14 protein-coding genes are annotated in these 15,044 nt (G+C 70.8%); 11 read left to right on the top strand and 3 right to left on the bottom strand.

What is annotated here, in order from left to right; translation table 11 throughout:
• Nucleotides 1-126: 126 nt before the first annotated feature.
• From ACWERV_RS25050 to ACWERV_RS25080, 7 genes are all read left to right on the top strand, one after another.
• On the top strand, nucleotides 127-1,209 hold the full coding sequence (locus tag ACWERV_RS25050; RefSeq protein ID WP_452936878.1) for a BMP family lipoprotein: 1,083 nt from the start codon (nucleotides 127-129) through the stop codon (nucleotides 1,207-1,209).
• A 138-nt stretch (nucleotides 1,210-1,347) separates the two neighbouring features.
• Entirely contained in the window at nucleotides 1,348-2,949 is a 1,602-nt protein-coding gene (locus ACWERV_RS25055) for an ABC transporter ATP-binding protein (RefSeq protein WP_398185832.1), read from the top strand.
• Nucleotides 2,946-4,058 carry an ABC transporter permease gene (locus ACWERV_RS25060; RefSeq protein WP_398184906.1) on the top strand — a complete coding sequence of 371 codons (1,113 nt, stop codon included), beginning with the start codon at nucleotides 2,946-2,948 and terminating at the stop codon, nucleotides 4,056-4,058. Before ACWERV_RS25055 ends, ACWERV_RS25060 begins: the two co-directional genes overlap by 4 nt.
• On the top strand, nucleotides 4,055-5,341 hold the full coding sequence (locus ACWERV_RS25065; protein WP_452936881.1) for an ABC transporter permease: 1,287 nt from the start codon (nucleotides 4,055-4,057) through the stop codon (nucleotides 5,339-5,341). Before ACWERV_RS25060 ends, ACWERV_RS25065 begins: the two co-directional genes overlap by 4 nt.
• Nucleotides 5,338-5,766: a cytidine deaminase gene (locus tag ACWERV_RS25070; protein WP_452936883.1), complete on the top strand. Its 429-nt coding sequence runs from the start codon at nucleotides 5,338-5,340 to the stop codon at nucleotides 5,764-5,766. Before ACWERV_RS25065 ends, ACWERV_RS25070 begins: the two co-directional genes overlap by 4 nt.
• A 222-nt stretch (nucleotides 5,767-5,988) precedes the next feature.
• Nucleotides 5,989-7,266, top strand: coding sequence for a thymidine phosphorylase (locus ACWERV_RS25075; protein WP_452936885.1), 1,278 nt, complete (start codon nucleotides 5,989-5,991; stop codon nucleotides 7,264-7,266).
• A 128-nt stretch (nucleotides 7,267-7,394) separates the two neighbouring features.
• Entirely contained in the window at nucleotides 7,395-9,479 is a 2,085-nt protein-coding gene (locus tag ACWERV_RS25080; protein WP_452936888.1) for a hypothetical protein, read from the top strand.
• Between the two features lie 66 nt (nucleotides 9,480-9,545).
• Here the strand turns inward: ACWERV_RS25080 and ACWERV_RS25085 are convergent, their stop codons facing one another.
• Nucleotides 9,546-10,247, bottom strand: a complete 702-nt coding sequence (locus ACWERV_RS25085; RefSeq protein ID WP_452936891.1) for a hypothetical protein — start codon at nucleotides 10,245-10,247, stop codon at nucleotides 9,546-9,548.
• Between the two features lie 236 nt (nucleotides 10,248-10,483).
• Here ACWERV_RS25085 and ACWERV_RS25090 point away from each other — a divergent pair, with 236 nt between their 5' ends.
• Nucleotides 10,484-10,696: a hypothetical protein gene (locus tag ACWERV_RS25090; protein ID WP_398184888.1), complete on the top strand. Its 213-nt coding sequence runs from the start codon at nucleotides 10,484-10,486 to the stop codon at nucleotides 10,694-10,696.
• 45 nt (nucleotides 10,697-10,741) lie between these two features.
• Here the strand turns inward: ACWERV_RS25090 and ACWERV_RS25095 are convergent, their stop codons facing one another.
• Nucleotides 10,742-11,569 (bottom strand): alpha/beta hydrolase, encoded by an 828-nt coding sequence (locus ACWERV_RS25095; RefSeq protein WP_398184885.1) that lies wholly within the window; start codon nucleotides 11,567-11,569, stop codon nucleotides 10,742-10,744.
• A 101-nt stretch (nucleotides 11,570-11,670) separates the two neighbouring features.
• Here ACWERV_RS25095 and ACWERV_RS25100 point away from each other — a divergent pair, with 101 nt between their 5' ends.
• Nucleotides 11,671-12,837, top strand: coding sequence for an adenosine deaminase (locus tag ACWERV_RS25100; RefSeq protein ID WP_452936895.1), 1,167 nt, complete (start codon nucleotides 11,671-11,673; stop codon nucleotides 12,835-12,837).
• A gap of 91 nt (nucleotides 12,838-12,928) precedes the next feature.
• Nucleotides 12,929-13,237 carry a hypothetical protein gene (locus ACWERV_RS25105; protein WP_398184879.1) on the top strand — a complete coding sequence of 103 codons (309 nt, stop codon included), beginning with the start codon at nucleotides 12,929-12,931 and terminating at the stop codon, nucleotides 13,235-13,237.
• A gap of 127 nt (nucleotides 13,238-13,364) precedes the next feature.
• Here ACWERV_RS25105 and ACWERV_RS25110 read toward each other — a convergent pair whose 3' ends face one another.
• Nucleotides 13,365-14,111, bottom strand: coding sequence for a SigE family RNA polymerase sigma factor (locus ACWERV_RS25110; protein ID WP_398184876.1), 747 nt, complete (start codon nucleotides 14,109-14,111; stop codon nucleotides 13,365-13,367).
• A 252-nt stretch (nucleotides 14,112-14,363) separates the two neighbouring features.
• On the opposite strand from ACWERV_RS25110, the gene ACWERV_RS25115 reads away from it, so the two are divergent.
• Nucleotides 14,364-15,041, top strand: coding sequence for a response regulator transcription factor (locus tag ACWERV_RS25115; RefSeq protein ID WP_199923381.1), 678 nt, complete (start codon nucleotides 14,364-14,366; stop codon nucleotides 15,039-15,041).
• Nucleotides 15,042-15,044: the final 3 nt, after the last annotated feature.

Genomic DNA, 15,044 nt, shown 5'->3' on the forward strand with positions numbered 1-15,044 from the left:
TTCACCCGGCGGAAATGCGTCGATCCGATAACGGGCCTTCATTCGGTCTTTACCTGACATCTACGCGCGTTAAGCTCCCGCGTAGCCAGCGCCGGACGGGGCGCGACACAACCGAAGGGGACCCTCTTGCGCCGGGTATCCAAGATCGCTGCCGCGGGTGTGGCCACCGCGGCTCTCGCGCTGTCCGTGGCCGCGTGCGGAAGCAGCACGACGGACGACAACAGCTCGTCGAGCAGCAGCAGCTCCAGCGGCGGCAGCAGCAGCTCCGGCGGTGCCAAGTCCAAGGGCGTCGGCATCGCGTACGACGTCGGCGGCCGTGGTGACCACTCCTTCAACGACTCGGCGGCACGCGGCCTGGACAAGGCCGACAAGGAGCTGAGCCTGGAGTCGAAGGAGCTGACCGCCGCCAACGGCGAGACCGACTCCGACCGCGAGCAGCGCCTGGACTCGATGGCCGCCGCGGGCTACAACCCGGTCATCGCGGTCGGCTACACCTACGGCCCGGCGCTGACGAAGATCGCGAAGAAGTACCCCAACACGACCTTCGGCATCGTCGACTCCGTCGTGGACCTGCCCAACGTCGACAGCATGGTCTTCGCGACCGAGCAGTCCTCGTACCTGGCGGGCGTCGCGGCCGCGCTGAAGACCAAGAGCGGCAAGGTCGGCTTCATCGGCGGCGTGCAGAACGCGCTGATCGGCACCTTCGACGCGGGCTTCGCCCAGGGCGTCAAGGACACCAAGCCGAGCGTCCAGGTCACCCGCGAGTACCTGTACAAGAACGACCCGCGCGGCTTCAACGACGCCGCCTCCGCGGCCGGCAAGGCGCAGGGCATGCTCGACAAGGGCATCGACGTCATCTACACCGCGGCCGGTCTGTCCGGTGACGGCTCGATCCAGAAGGTCGCGGGCAAGTCCGGCGCCTGGGCGATCGGCGTCGACTCCGACCAGTACCAGGACCCGGCGCTGGCCAAGTACCAGAAGTCGATCCTCACCTCGGCGATCAAGAACGTCGACGTGGCGGTCTACGACCTGATCAACTCGGTCGACAAGGACAAGAAGCCGAAGGTCGGCACCAACACCTACGACCTCAAGAACGACGGCGTGTCGCTGGCCACCTCGGGCAACTTCATCGCCGACATCCAGACCCAGCTGGACGCGGCGAAGCAGAAGATCGTCTCCGGCCAGGTGAAGGTCAGCTCGACCCCGTGACCTGCGGCCCTACCGGCGAGCCGGTGAGCCGGTAAGACCAGTGAGGCCCGGCGGGGGCTGCTCCGGCAGCCCCTCCGGGCCTCGGCCGCGCGTCAGTTCCACCACTGCCCCGAGCCTTTCCCCCGAGGAGAGTGCGCCATCAACGCGTCCACGAGTCCCCCCGCACCCCCCGCCGTCGAACTGCGCGGCATCACCAAGCGGTTCCCCGGTGTCGTCGCCAACCACGACATCGACATCACCGTCCGCAGCGGCACCGTGCACGCCCTCGTGGGCGAGAACGGCGCCGGCAAGTCCACCCTGATGAAGATCCTCTACGGCATGCAGAAGCCGGACGAGGGCACCATCGCGATCAACGGCGAGGCCGCGGACTTCCGCGACCCGGGCGACGCCATCGCCCGCGGCATCGGCATGGTCCACCAGCACTTCATGCTCGCCGACAACCTCACGGTGCTGGAGAACGTCGTCCTCGGCAGCGAGAAGGCGTACGGCATCGGCGGGCGCGCCCGCGCGCGCATCAGGGAGATATCCGACGCGTACGGGCTCGGCGTGCGGCCGGACGCCCTCGTGGAGGACCTGGGCGTGGCCGACCGGCAGCGTGTGGAGATCCTCAAGGTCCTCTACCGCGGTGCCCGCATCCTCATCCTCGACGAGCCCACCGCGGTGCTCGTCCCGCAGGAGGTCGAGGCGCTCTTCGAGAACCTGCGGGAGCTGAAGTCCGAGGGCCTGACGGTCATCTTCATCTCGCACAAGCTCGGCGAGGTGCTGTCGGTCGCGGACGCGATCACCGTCATCCGCCGCGGCACCACGGTCGGCGACGCCGACCCGAAGGCCACCACCGCCCGGCAGCTCGCCGAGCTGATGGTCGGCAGCGAGCTGCCGTCGCCGGAGACCCGCGAGTCGACCGTCACCGACGAGCCGATGCTCACGGTGGAGGGCCTGCGGCTCGCCGAGACCGACTCCGACGGTGTCGAGCGCATCGTCCTGGACGGCATCGGCTTCACCATCCACAAGGGCGAGGTCCTCGGCATCGCCGGTGTCGAGGGCAACGGGCAGGCCGAACTCGTCGAGGCCGTCATGGGCATGCGGCCGGCGGACGCCGGCACGCTCACCCTGGACGGCCGCGACATCACCCGCGTGCCCACCCGGGCCCGCCGCGAGGACGGCATCGGCTACATCCCCGAGGACCGGCACCGGCACGGCCTGCTGCTGGAAGCCCCGCTGTGGGAGAACCGCATCCTCGGTCATGTCACCGAGCGCCCCAACTCCCGCGGTCTGCTCATCGACCCGGGCGCCGCGCGCCGCGACACCGAGCGGATCGTGCGCGAGTTCGACGTGCGCACCCCCGGTATCGAGGTCACGGCCGCGTCGCTGTCCGGCGGCAACCAGCAGAAGCTGATCGTCGGCCGCGAGATGAGCCACCTGCCCAAGCTGCTGATCGCCGCGCACCCGACCCGGGGCGTGGACGTCGGCGCGCAGGCGCAGATCTGGGACCAGATCCGGGCCGCCCGCCGCGAGGGCCTCGCGGTGCTGCTGATCTCCGCGGACCTGGACGAGCTGATCGGCCTGTCCGACACGCTGCGGGTCATCTACCGCGGCCGCCTCGTCGCGGACGCCGACCCGGCCACGATCACCCCGGAGGAGCTCGGCTCGGCCATGACCGGCGCCGCCGCGGGCCATCTGGAACACGAACCCGCGGGGGATCCGGACGTACCGAAGCAGGCCGGGGGAGAGGACCGATGAAGAAGTTCGACAAGGACCGGGTGCTGCTGGGCCTGGCCGCCCCCGTGCTCGCCGTGCTCGGCGGCCTGGTCGTCACCGCACTGGTGCTGCTGGCCAGCGGCAAGGAGCCGTTCCACGCCTTCCATCTGATGATGACCTACGGCGGCAAGTCCGACAGTCAGGTCTACATCCTCAACAAGGCGACCCCGTACTACCTGTCGGGTCTCGCGGTGGCCATCGGCTTCCGGATGAACCTGTTCAACATCGGCGTCGACGGGCAGTACCGCCTGGCGGCCTTCTTCGCCGCCGCCGTCGGCGGGGCGATGTCGATCCCCGGTGTCATCCAGATCCCGGTCATCGTGCTGACCGCCATGGCCGTCGGCGCCGCGTGGGCCGCCATCGCCGGTGTGCTGAAGGTGACCCGCGGGGTCAGCGAGGTCATCTCGACGATCATGCTCAACTCGATCGCGGGCATCGTCATCGGCTACTTCCTGCAAGACGGCCGGCTGGGCGTGACCAACAAGCAGTCGCTGAGCACCAGCACCAAGCCGCTGCCGTCGGGCAGCCACCTGTTCAACTTCACCACCCAGACCGACCCGGTCTACGGCTTCATCGTCTTCGCCGGGCTCGCGGGCGTCGTGTACTGGTTCGTGCTGTCGCGCACCCGCTTCGGCTTCGACCTGCGCGCCGTCGGCCGCTCGGAGTCCGCCGCGCAGGCCGGCGGCGTCAACGTCAAGAAGATGGTCGTCATCAGCATGGTGCTGTCCGGCGCGATGGCCGGCCTCGTCGGCATGGCGACGCTGCTCAACGACGCCCACCAGTACAGCACCGAATTCCCGACCGGCATCGGCTTCACCGGTATCGCGGTCGCCCTGCTCGGCCGCAACAACCCGATCGGCATCGCCATCGGCGCCCTGCTGTGGGCCTTCCTGGAGCGCGCCTCCAACGGCCTGGAGTTCGAGGGCTACGACAAGGAGATCGTCGGCGTCATCCAGGGCGCGATCGTGCTCGCCGTCGTCATCGCCTACGAGCTGGTCCGCCGCTACGGCCTGACCCGGCAGCAACGCCAAGTCGGCGCGGAACTCGCCGCCGCAGGCACCCCGACCAAGCAGCAGGAGGTGACGGCATGAGCGCCACCGCCGTTGAGACCCCGCCGCCCGCGGCGCCGCGCGCGCCCGGTGCCAAGCCCGGCCGCCGCCGGCTGTCCGCGCCCGTGCTGCTGCTCGTCATCGCCGCGGCGATCGTCGTGGTGTCCGCGGTGCGCGCCATCGCCGGCGCGGACGACGTCACGTCCTCCGGCCAGATCGCCGGAACGCTCACCGGTGCCGTACCGATCGCCCTCGCCGGGCTCGGCGGCCTGTGGGCGGAGCGGGCCGGGGTCGTCAACATCGGCCTCGAAGGCATGATGATCCTCGGCACCTTCTTCGGTGCCTGGGCCGGCTGGGCGATGAACCCGTGGATGGGCGTGGTCGCCGGTGTGCTCGGCGGCATGGCGGGCGGACTGGTGCACGCGATCGTCACCGTCACCTTCGGCGTCGACCACATCATCGCCGGTGTCGCGATGAACATCCTGGCCGCGGGCGTCACGGCGTACATGGCCAAGCGGATCTTCAACGTCGGCAAGGCCGCGACCGAGGGCGGCACGCCCAAGCAGTCGCCGCCGATGGAGGACATGAAGTCCTTCACCGTGCCGGGCCTGTCGCACTGGCTCTCCACCCTGGAGAAGCACCACTGGTTCGTGGTGTCCGACCTCGCGGGCGTCCTCGGCGGCCTCGTCACCCGGATCTCCTCGCTGACGCTGCTGACCGTGGTGCTCTTCGTCGCGACCTTCTTCGTGCTGTGGCGCACGTCCTTCGGCCTGCGGCTGCGCTCGTGCGGCGAGAACCCGGTGGCCGCGGAGTCGCTGGGCGTCAACGTCTACTTCTACAAGTACGTCGCCGTCATCGTCTCCGGCGGCCTCGCCGGGCTCGGCGGCTTCTTCCTGTCGGTCGGCACGCACTTCTACCTCGAAGGCCAGACCAGCGGCCGCGGCTACATCGGCCTCGCCGCGATGATCTTCGGCAACTGGCGGCCCGGCGGGCTCGCCATGGGCGCGGGCCTGTTCGGCTACACCGACAGCCTCCAGCTGCGCAGCGGCACGGACTCCGTGCACGCGCTGCTCCTGCTGCTCGCGGTGCTGCTGCTGGCCATGGCGGTGTGGAAGTACCTCCGCAAGGCGTACGTGTCGGCGGGCTTCGCGCTCGGCTTCGCCGTGCTGCTGGCAGTGTGGTACATGACCACCGACTCCGTCCCCTCCGAGGTCGTGCAGGCCTCGCCGTACGTCGCCACGCTGCTGGTGATGGGCCTGTTCGCGCAGCGGCTGCGCATGCCGAAGGCGGACGGGCAGCCGTACCGGAAGGGGCAGGGCGGATGAGCCCGGACAGCAGCGCGTGCAGTGACTCCGGCGTTTCCGACGTCGACTGGAAGGCGCTGCGCGCCGCCGCCCGGGAGGTCATGGAGAAGGCCTACGCGCCCTACTCCGGCTACCCGGTCGGCGCCGCGGCGCTCGTCGACGACGGGCGCACCGTCGTCGGCTGCAACGTCGAGAACGCCGCCTACGGGGTCGCGCTGTGCGCCGAGTGCGGCCTGGTCTCCGCGCTGCACGCCAGCGGCGGCGGCCGGCTCACCGCCTTCGCGTGCGTCGACCGCCGCGGCGAGCCCCTCATGCCGTGCGGGCGCTGCCGCCAGCTGCTGTGGGAGAACGGCGGCCCCGCGCTGCTCGTCGACACCGCGGCCGGGGTGCGCCCGATGAGCGAGATCCTCCCCGACGCCTTCGGCGCCGACGACCTCGGCCGGTAAGGCCCGTCCGCGGGTCGGTGCGGGTGCGGCCCCGCCCGGACCGCGCGCCGCGGCATGTCGGGGCGGCCCGCCGCGTGGGGCGGCCCGCGCCCCGGGCCGCCCCGACGTGCCGCGAGCCCCGCGCAGCGCCCGGTGGCCCGGCAGCCCGCAGCCGGGGCCGGCCATGTCCACCCGACACGTACCACCCACCACCAGCCGCCGCCCGCGGCGAGGAGCAGCCCCATGGACGTCATTTCCGTCATCCGCGCCAAGCGTGACCGCGCCCGGCTCACCGACGAGCAGATCGACTGGGTCGTGGACGCGTACACCCGCGGGGCGGTCGCCGACGAGCAGATGTCCGCGCTCGCCATGGCGATCCTGCTCAACGGCATGGACCGCGCCGAGATCGCCCGCTGGACCGCCGCGATGATCGCCTCCGGCGAGCGTATGGACTTCTCCTCGCTCGACCGCCCGACCGCCGACAAGCACTCCACCGGCGGCGTCGGCGACAAGATCACCCTGCCGCTCGCCCCGCTGGTCGCCGCGTGCGGCGCCGCCGTGCCGCAGCTGTCGGGCCGCGGCCTCGGCCACACCGGCGGCACGCTCGACAAGCTGGAGTCGATCCCCGGCTGGCGCGCGGCCCTCAGCAACACCGAGATGCTGGACGTGCTGCGCGGCACGGGCGCGGTCATCTGCGCCGCGGGCGACGGCCTCGCGCCCGCCGACCGCAAGCTCTACGCGCTGCGGGACGTGACGGGCACGGTCGAGTCGATCCCGCTCATCGCCTCCTCGATCATGTCCAAGAAGATCGCCGAGGGCACCGGCTCTCTCGTGCTGGACGTCAAGGTCGGCTCCGGCGCCTTCATGAAGACCCTGGAGGACGCCCGCGAACTGGCCGCCACCATGGTGGGCCTGGGCACCGACCACGGGGTGCGCACGGTCGCGCTGCTCACCGACATGTCCGTGCCCCTCGGCCTGACCGCGGGCAACGCCCTCGAAGTGCGCGAGTCGGTGGAGGTCCTGGCGGGCGGCGGCCCCGCCGACGTCGTCGAGCTCACCCTCGCGCTGGCCCGCGACATGCTGGACGCCGCCGGGCTGCCCGACGCCGACCCGGAGAAGGCCCTCGCCGACGGCTCCGCGATGGACGTGTGGCGCCGCATGATCCGCGCCCAGGGCGGCGACCCCGACGCCCCGCTGCCCACCGCCGCCGAGCGGCATGTCGTCCCCGCCCCCGCCACGGGCGTCCTGACCGCGCTGGACGCCTACGCGGTCGGCGTCGCCGCCTGGCGCCTCGGCGCGGGCCGCGCCCGCAAGGAGGACGCCGTGCAGGCGGGCGCGGGTGTCGAGATCCACGCCAAGCCGGGCGCCGCGGTCCGCGCGGGCGAGCCGCTGCTGACCCTGCACACCGACACCCCCGAGCGCTTCGGATACGCCCTGGAGGCGCTGGAGGGCGCGGTGACGGTCGCGGCGGAGGGCACGGAATTCACGCCGCGGCCGATCGTTCTGGACCGTATCGCCTGAATACCCGTAAACGGAGGGGCGGTTCGGCTGCGAAACGGAACCGGACCGCCGCCGTGTGACATCCTCTCTGCCAGTACGGCGCCGTCGACGGCACACGCACCGCATGTACAACGGGGAGGAACGAAGACGTGGGTGAGTTCTCGGGCATAGACGCAACGGCCCTGCAGAAGATGACCGACTCCTTCAAGAAGGACAAGGACCATCTGCGGGACCGGGCCTCCGCCTACAAGTCCGATTTCGCCAACCACGGGCTGGACACCTCGTCGCTGAGCGAACTGGTCGGGATCTGCGGCTGGCTGGACGACCAGATGCCGATGCTGACCCGGCGCTACCATCTGGCGATCGCGGCCGACAAGCCGTATCCGGGCCAGAAGGGCATGGTCGAGATCGACGAGAGCATGGTCGGTACCACCGCCCAGTCGCAGAAGGACGGCAAGGCGCTCGCCGACCAGTTCGACAAGTCCCTCGACGACGGCGACGACCCGGGCGAGGATCTGTTCGCCGCGCTGAAGGCGCATTCCGACGACCCGGACTTCCTCAAGGCGTTCTACGACCAGCTCGGCCCGCAGCGGCTGATGCAGCTCACCAACGACCAGGCGGGCACCCCGTACGGCCGCTACGGCGACCACAAGGACCAGGCCGCGGCCGACCGCGACATCATCGCCAAGACCTTCGGCACCTACACCAAGGTGGCCTTCGAGGGGCAGACCTCGGAGCAGAAGCAGGCCAGCTGGAACAAGTGGTTCGACAAGTCCATGTTCCCCAACCAGGCTTTCCGCGCGGACTACATGACCGCGCTGCTGCCCGGCGGCTCGCAGGACAAGGACTTCCTCGTCGCCCTCGGCGACCGCGTGTGGGACGACAAGAACTCCACGCGCAGCGGCTCCCAGTGGATGAACGGCAGCGGCAAGGGCGTCTTCGACGGCGACCACTACACGCAGCTGTTCAACGCCATCGCGGGCAACCCCGAGGCGTCCGGCGAGTTCATGGACCACAACTACGACAGCCTCCAGACGGTGATGTACCCGCACGGGCCGTGGGACCTGGGTCAGCCGCCGTCCCGCGCCCAGGCGTTCGCGGACATGCTCAAGTCCGGCACGATCGACCTGAAGTCCACCAACCGTCCGCTCGCCGAGAAGCTCACCGGCCGCATCCTGATGGACAACTACCGCCATCAGAACGGCGACATGAAGGACGTCCACACCTACGACCCGATCGACGTCTACTACGGCCAGCTCGTCACCGCGAACTGGAGCGACATGGTCTACGGGATCACGTCGCCGACCGGCAACAAGCTGTGGGGCTCCGACGCCACCGCGGGCGGCTTCACCGAGAAGATGTCGCAGTGGGACCAGAAGGCCTTCCTCGCCGGACAGGACCCCAACCGGCCCGGCCTGGAGGTCGGCGCGCCGCTGTGGCAGGCGCTGCTCAACGAGTCGGCCCGCAACCCCACCGTCGCGGGCCAGGAGAGCGCGCTCTTCGACTCCTTCCGGACGCAGATCACCAACGAGGTGGGCAGCGCGGAACGGGACACCGACGACCACGCGCAGGACTACCGCATGATGGAGAGCGGCATGATGATGAAGGCCTACAGCCAGGCCTTCGAGTACGCCAAGGGCTCCATCGAGGGTGACGCCACCCAGTGGGCGGACGGCGTCAACAGCGCGCGTACGGCGCTCATCTCGGGCGCTGCCGACCTGGTGGAGGCGGGCGCGACCGGCGGCACCACGGCCATCACCGAACTCGGTACGTCCAAGGCCGGGGAGCTGGGCGGCACCGCGAAGGACCTGCTGGTGAACTTCATCGCCAGCGGCATCTCCGTCAAGCCCGAGGACGCCCCCGGCGGTCTCGCCGACAAGTACAAGAAGATCAACGACGCCGAGCTGGACGTCAGTTGGCAGAACAACTACCAGTCCCTGGCCAACGCGTCGCTGCACAACGGCGGTTTCAGCTCCAAGGTCACCGCCCCGGTCACCATCCACCCCCGCGGCGGCAAGGCGGTCACGTACACCGGCGATCCGAAGACCTACATCAAGGCGCCCGCCGACAACTTCCTCGACGACAAGGGCGAGGTCAAGAACATCGACGACATGACGCCCCAGCAGCGGACCGCCTACAACAACTGGCTCATGGACCCGGCGACCGTCAACCACGTGGACTCGCGCGGCTTCACGCAGCAGGAGCAGTTCCAGCACCTCCAGGACGACAACTGACCCGTCCCGTACGGCGCGGAGCGCCGCCCGCAAGGTGAACGGGCGGCGCTCGGGGGGCTGTTCGGCTCAGGACTTCTTCGGCTCGATCTTCAGGGCGGCGAGGAAGGTCCTGAGGTCCGCGGCGGCGCCGGGATCGACGACGGTGTGGCCGCCCACGGCCGGGTGGAAGGTGACGACGGCCTCCTTGGTCTGCCAGGTGCAGATCGTCCACTTCAGGCCGCGTGTGGTCGGTTCGGCGCACTGGATCGTGCCGCCGGCCTTGCCCGCCGGGTAGTCGCGCACACCCGTCATGTCCTCCAGGCCGAGCGACGATTCGACGGAGCTGTCCGAACCCGGGCCGTGGTGGATGCCGTCGTGGGAGACGAAGTCCGCCGGGTCGAGGTCGAGCGCGACGCCGACGTCCTTGCCGTCCGGGCCGAGGTAGGTCACCCGTACCTCCCCCTTCGACGGGTCCGGCTGCTCGCCGCCGATGGTCTTCCAGTGCGAGTCCTCGGGCTCGGTCGCCCGGGTGTACGGACCGAACGCCTGCGGGAGCACCGCCGTGTGCGCGACCGGCTTGTCGTCCCCGCCGCCCGCGACCACCACCCAGGTGGTGATGCCGCCCGCGATGACGACGACGGCCGCGGCGATACCGATGATCCGGTTGCGGCGCCGGGCGCGTTCGCGGTCGGGGACGGTGATGGGGGAGAAGGCGATGGCGTCGTCGGAATCGCGCTGCGTGCCCGCGCCCCCGGTGCCCGCCCTGTCCCCTGTGGCGTTGTCGGTCACGGCATCCTCCTGGGAAACGGCTGGCGCTATGATATGCGTGGCGCAATAGCGCCTGTACAGAGCAGCTTCGGCAAACGCCGGACAGCTGGCGGACAACTGGCGGACAACGCCACTACGGGGGTAGTGACATGGGCGGACCGGGTCAGCAAGAGGCGACGGTACCCAATCCTGCGATCACCGATCTCAAGAGCCTCAAATCCCGGCTCATGGGTGAAATGGGCACACTCACCGACACCTTGAAGCAGACGAATTCCGACATGGGCGGCAAGAAGGTGTGGGTCGGTAAGACCGCCGACACCTGGGCCTCCGACATCTCCGGGCGCCGCAGCCGGATCCAGACGCTGCTGGGCAAACTCGTGCCGATCATCGACGCCGAGATCAACAGCCTCCCGGAGAAGGTCACTCCGAACGAGGCGAAGCTCTACAACATGGACCGCTACCGCTACTGACCGTCCGGGCGCCACAGTTGTCCGCCCCGGCCCCGCACGGCCGCGCTACGCGCGGAGAGCGCGGCCGAAGCCCGACGCCAGCGGCATCCGCAGGCCCAGCGGCGGGGGAGCGGCCAGCGCGTCGGCCACCGGGCGGGCGTAGGGCCGGTCGAGGAGCGAGCCCAGGACGAAGTCCGTGGCCAGCGCGAAGACTTCGGAGCGGTGCTGGTGCAGGCTGTGCCCGTCGGAGTGCACCTCGAAGCGGCACACCTCGCGGTTGATCTTCTTGGCGCGCTCGGCGAAGCGCAGCGACAGGTCGGGATCCGTGGACTCGTCCTGCGTGCCGTGCACGAGCAGCACCCGGCGCCCGGCGAGCTGCTTGACCGGCTCCGGCTCCGGGTCGTCCGGCAGCCACGGGGACAGCGCGACGACCGAGCCCACCGCCGGGTGCGCGGCGGCGTGCAGCGCGGCGCGGGCGCCCATGCCCATGCCGACCAGGCACACGGGCACGTCGCCGTAGCGCCGTACCGCCTCGCTCACGGCCCATTCGGCGTCCTCCGCGGGGTGCGCGTGGCCGCCGTTCCAGCCGCGGAAACGGTAGTGGACGACATGGGCGGCGACGCCCTCGGCGGCCCCCTCGCGCACCAGGTGCCGGGCCAGCGGCCGGATCACCGCGGCGGCCAGCGGGGAGCGGCGCCGGGTGCTCAGCGCGTCACCGCCGGGCAGTGCGAGCACGACGGCGCGCACGGTGGCGCCGGTCGCGCCGCCGTCCGTCCCCTCGCCGCCCCGGGGCCCGCGGCCCGCGCGATGCCCCCAGCGGGGCGCCGGTACGAGACCGGGTGCGACGGGGTGCCCGAGGCGTGCGCCGCGCGCCGGTAATGCTTGTGAAGCCATGGCGCAACGATGGCAGACACAGGGGTGTGCACAGTATGGCCGGGCGGAAAATATTTGCCCCGCCCGCCATATCTACGCGCGTAGGGACTATCGTTTCGCCCATGCAGAAGCCGAAACCCGGCGTTCCGTCCCGGGACCAGATCCGCCGCGCCCCGAAGGTGCTGCTCCACGACCACCTGGACGGCGGTCTGCGGCCCGGCACCATCGTCGACATCGCCCGTGCGACCGGCTACGACGGCCTTCCCGAGACCGATCCCGACAAGCTCGGGACGTGGTTCCGGCAGGCCGCCGACTCCGGCTCCCTCGAACGGTACCTGGAAACCTTCACCCACACGTGCGCGGTGATGCAGACACGTGACGCGCTGGTCCGCGTCGCCGCCGAATGCGCCGAGGACCTCGCCGCCGACGGTGTCGTCTACGCCGAGGTGCGCTACGCCCCCGAGCAGCACCTGGAGGGCGGTCTGACGCTCGACGAGGTCGTCGAGGCGGTCAACACCGGCTTCCGGCAGGGCGAGAAGCGGGCCCGTGCGGCGGGCAACCGGATCCGCGTCGGCGCCCTGCTGACCGCGATGCGGCACGCCGCCCGTTCCCAGGAGATCGCCGAACTCGCCAACCGCCACCGCGACTCGGGCGTCGCGGGCTTCGACATCGCGGGCGCGGAGGCCGGTTACCCGCCCACCCGGCATCTGGACGCCTTCGACTACCTCAAGCGCGAGAACAACCACTTCACCATCCACGCCGGAGAGGCCTTCGGTCTCCCGTCGATCTGGCAGGCCCTCCAGTGGTGCGGCGCCGACCGGCTCGGCCACGGCGTGCGCATCATCGACGACATCGAGGCCGGACCCGACGGCCAGGTCTCGCTGGGCCGCCTGGCCGCGTACGTGCGCGACAAGCGCGTGCCGCTGGAGATGTGCCCGACGTCCAACCTCCAGACGGGCGCCGCCACCTCGTACGCCGAGCACCCCATCGGGCTGCTGCGGCGGCTGTACTTCCGCGTCACCGTCAACACCGACAACCGGCTGATGTCCGGGACGAGCTTGAGCCGCGAGTTCGAGCACCTGGTCGAGGCGTTCGGTTACACGCTCGACGACATGCAGTGGTTCACGGTCAATGCGATGAAATCAGCGTTCATCCCTTTCGATGAACGTCTCGCCATGATCAATGAGGTCATCAAGCCCGGTTACGCCGAGCTGAAGGCGGAGTGGCTCTTCGAGCCCGGCGGCCTCGACAGGCCGCTGGCCAGCGGTTCCGCGTCCGGCGAGGGGTGAGGTGCGGGCGCCGCCCGCGCTTTTCTGCGCGCGGGCGGCGCGCGCCACGCCGTTTGCACGCGGTGTGACCACGTCGATACGTTCCGACGTCATGCAGACTCGAACCAAGAAGACCCTCGCGGCCGGTGCGCTCGGACTCGCCTTCGCCGCCGCCGCGGCCGGCACGGCGAGCGCCGCCGCCCTCCCCACCGATGTCCTCGGCGGCCTGCCGGTCGGCTCCGCCGCCAACCTCGTCCCCGGCGCCGGCAACACGGCCGCGGGTGCGCAGAACGCGCTCGCCAATGGGACGTCCGCGCTTCCCGCCGACCCGCAGAGCCTTCTGCCGTCCGGCAACCACCTCGACGGCAACCAGATCGCCCCGGTCGGCGGCCTCCTCGGCGGCCTCCCCCTCGGCGGCTGACTACCGCGTAGGGCGGCTCCCGTTGTTCAGGGGCGCGGCCCCGCCGCAGCACAAACGGGCCCCCCGAGCGGCATCCCCCTTGCCGCCCGGGGGGCCCGTTCCCCCGTTACCCCCCCGTCTGGAAGACCTACGCGACGAGCTCGCCGAACGCGTCCGCCTCGTTCCGGCCGAAGGCCAGCGCCTCGTCGTCCCGCAGCCGCCGCAGCGACCGCCAGATGCTGCTCTTGACCGTGCCGACGCTGATGCCGAGGATGTCGGCGATCTCCGGGTCGGTGCGGCCCTCGTAGTAGCGGAGCACCAGCATCGTGCGCTGCTGCTCGGGCAGCCGGGCGAGGGCCTGCCACAGGACGGCGCGCAGCTCGGTGCCGCCCATCTCGTCCGTGTCGCCGACCGTCTCCGGCAGCTCCTCGGTCGGGTACTCGTTGAGCTTGCGCCGCCGCCAGGCGCTGATGTGCAGGTTGGTCATGGTGCGGCGCAGGTAGCCGCCGACCGCGGCCTTGTCGCTGATCCGGTCCCACGCCCGGTAGGTGGAGAAGAGGGCGCTCTGGAGCAGGTCCTCCGCCGCGTAGCGGTCGCCGGTGAGGTGGTAGGCCGTCGCGTAGAGCGACGCGCGCCGTTCCTGGACGTACGCGGTGAACTCCGCGGCCGAGTCCTTGGACGGCTCGGGGGCCGTCCCGGCGGGCTCCAGCGGTGTGATGTAGGCGGGACGCTGCCGGACCACCGTCGTCGCCGTGGTGGCGGGGACGCGTCCGGCGCCGCGGGCGTACCCCCGTCCGTTCGCGGCGCCGGACAGTTCGGTGGACCTGGCAGCGCGGTGCGTCGTCGCTCGCGGCGAGTGGACCGCGGCGGTCGCGGTACCCAGCAGTGCGTTCATGTCGCGCCCCCCTCAGTGGAACCTTCGGCCTTGCTTTCGGCGTCGCAGTCTGTGCGTCCTGCGCTCTCCCGATGTGGCTAAAGCCTGCCGGGCCAGTTTCATGGGGACGTCCGTCGAGTGTCACAGGCCCGTCACAGAGGTCCGCTGCCCCGTGACGTCCGGGCCGCGCCCGCCGCGACCGGCGGTGAAGGTGCTGGGGACGAGTTGTCCCCGCACTTCATGCCGCCGCCCGCGGTAGGCAACAATGTCACGGTGCCTTTCCTGTTGCTGATCGAGGATGACGACGCCATCCGCACCGGTCTCGAACTCGGCCTGTCCCGGCAGGGTCACCGCGTGGTGGCCGCGGCGACGGGCGAGGACGGCCTGAAGCTCCTCAAGGAGCAGCGTCCCGACCTGATCGTGCTCGACGTCATGCTGCCCGGCATCGACGGCTTCGAGGTGTGCCGCCGCATCCGCCGCACCGACCAGCTGCCGATCATCCTGCTGACCGCGCGCAGTGACGACATCGACGTCGTGGTGGGCCTGGAGTCGGGTGCCGACGACTACGTCATCAAGCCCGTGCAGCCGCGCGTCCTGGACGCCCGGATCCGCGCGGTGCTGCGCCGCGGCGAGCGCGACAGCACCGACTCGGCCGCTTTCGGCTCGATCGTGATCGACCGCAGTGCCATGACCGTCACCAAGGACGGCCGCGATCTCCAGCTCACCCCGACCGAGCTGCGGCTGCTGCTGGAGCTGAGCCGCCGGCCGGGTCAGGCGCTGTCGCGCCAGCAGCTGCTGCGGCTGGTGTGGGAGCACGACTACCTGGGCGACTCGCGCCTGGTGGACGCGTGCGTGCAGCGGCTGCGGGCCAAGATCGAGGACGTGCCCTCGTCGCCGGTCCTGATCCGTACCGTCCGCGGTGTCGGCTACCGCCTGGACACGCCGCAGTGACCT

Source organism: Streptomyces sp. NPDC004031 (assembly GCF_053604375.1).

Excerpts from the sequence above, each read along its gene's own strand:
- ACWERV_RS25060 (WP_398184906.1), top strand. The coding sequence starts at position 2,946 with ATGAAGAAGTTCGACAAGGACCGGGTGCTGCTGGGCCTGGCCGCCCCC.
- ACWERV_RS25065 (WP_452936881.1), top strand. The coding sequence starts at position 4,055 with ATGAGCGCCACCGCCGTTGAGACCCCGCCGCCCGCGGCGCCGCGCGCG.
- ACWERV_RS25070 (WP_452936883.1), top strand. The coding sequence starts at position 5,338 with ATGAGCCCGGACAGCAGCGCGTGCAGTGACTCCGGCGTTTCCGACGTC.
- ACWERV_RS25075 (WP_452936885.1), top strand. The coding sequence starts at position 5,989 with ATGGACGTCATTTCCGTCATCCGCGCCAAGCGTGACCGCGCCCGGCTC.
- ACWERV_RS25095 (WP_398184885.1), bottom strand. The coding sequence starts at position 11,569 with ATGGCTTCACAAGCATTACCGGCGCGCGGCGCACGCCTCGGGCACCCC.
- ACWERV_RS25100 (WP_452936895.1), top strand. The coding sequence starts at position 11,671 with ATGCAGAAGCCGAAACCCGGCGTTCCGTCCCGGGACCAGATCCGCCGC.
- ACWERV_RS25105 (WP_398184879.1), top strand. The coding sequence starts at position 12,929 with ATGCAGACTCGAACCAAGAAGACCCTCGCGGCCGGTGCGCTCGGACTC.
- ACWERV_RS25110 (WP_398184876.1), bottom strand. The coding sequence starts at position 14,111 with ATGAACGCACTGCTGGGTACCGCGACCGCCGCGGTCCACTCGCCGCGA.